We start from the raw sequence: 1,409 nt of genomic DNA on the forward strand, positions 1-1,409 counted from the left end.
CAAATAAACTGGAGCTGAGTAGCATCTTCTAATTTTAAATACTGATAACGTATAACAATATTAATGACAGTCGTTCATTGATCTACTTTATTGGCTAGAATAAGTCATTAGTTTTTTATAGTTTCATAAAATGAACAAACATTTACATTAACTTACAGCCAGAGTAGGTTATTTTTACTAGGTAAAGTTTAGCGCTTGTATTTAAGTTCATTCGTTTAATCACTAGGTTAGGAATTGCCATCAAGATTCTCAATAGGTAATGAGTTACCTTTGTGTAAAGGTAATCAATAAACAGCTTTTAAGAGGGTAAAATGGCAACAATTAAAGATGTCGCGAGAGAAGCGGGTGTGTCCATTGCAACGGTATCTCGTGTTGTTAATAATTCACCAAAAGCAGGTAAAGCATCGATCAAAGCAGTACGTACTGCGATGAAAAAACTGGGCTATCGCCCTAATGTCAATGCCCGTGCTTTGGTTAGCAAAAACTCTAATACCATTGGCGTGCTAGTCAGTGATATTTCAGACCCATTCTTTGGGGCACTGATTAAATCCGTTGACCAAGTTGCCCGCGAGCATAATAAACATCTATTAATTGGTAATGGTTACCATGATGCGGATAGCGAAAGAGAGGCTATTGAACTGTTGATTAATAGTTGTAGAGAATCATTAATTATCCATGCTAAGGCGTTAAGTGCTGAAGAGCTAATAGGTTTTGCAAAAGAGGTGCCTGGTTTAGTATTGATTAACCGTTATATTCCTGAGATTGCTGATCGTTGTATTGCCTTTGATAACTTTAAAGGGACTTACATGGCCACAGAGTTTTTGATTAACAGTGGCCATCAACACATTGTCTACATTAATTCGAATCATAAAATTGATGATGCTTCGGAGCGACAAGCGGGTTATTTACAAGCATTAAAAGATTATAAGTTGGATTGTCCTGCTCATTATATTGCTGCTGCAGATAGTAATGATCAGGGAGGAAAATCCGCAATGATTGAATTACTGTCTAAGAATACTGATATTAGTGCGGTAGTGACCTATAACGATTTTATGGCCGCAGGTGCCTTGAGTGCATTAGAGGAAAGTAATATTAGTGTGCCAGCTCAAATGTCCATTGTTGGTTTTGATAATGGTTTAATTTCTCGTTATGTATACCCTAAATTGACCACCATAAATTACCCTATTGAAATGATGGCAAAACAAGCCACGGAGTTGACCTTAAAGTTAACCAAAAAAGAACCATACACCCCAGATACGAGTATTTTCTCTCCTACTTTAGTGAAGCGTTTATCGGTACAAAGTATTTAGAGTAAGCGTTTCAACTACCGTCAGTTTACAAACAAAAACGTTAGATACTTCAATCATGTTTTTGAAGTGTCTGAATACCTCTTATACCAATTGTATTAA

The 1,409-nt window shown here is 36.3% G+C and carries 1 protein-coding gene; it reads left to right on the forward strand.

All coding sequences use genetic code 11. From position 1 onward, the window contains the following. Nucleotides 1-311 precede the first annotated feature (311 nt). Nucleotides 312-1,310 carry a substrate-binding domain-containing protein gene (locus tag DS885_RS08555; protein ID WP_113819022.1) on the forward strand — a complete coding sequence of 333 codons (999 nt, stop codon included), beginning with the start codon at nucleotides 312-314 and terminating at the stop codon, nucleotides 1,308-1,310. Nucleotides 1,311-1,409 lie beyond the last annotated feature (99 nt).

It is taken from the genome of Psychromonas sp. B3M02 (assembly GCF_003318165.1).
In the GTDB taxonomy this organism is placed as follows: Bacteria; Pseudomonadota; Gammaproteobacteria; order Enterobacterales; family Psychromonadaceae; genus Psychromonas.

What these genes read in the sequence shown, in the direction of transcription:
- DS885_RS08555 (WP_113819022.1), top strand. Translation starts at nt 312, where the DNA reads ATGGCAACAATTAAAGATGTCGCGAGAGAAGCGGGTGTGTCCATTGCA.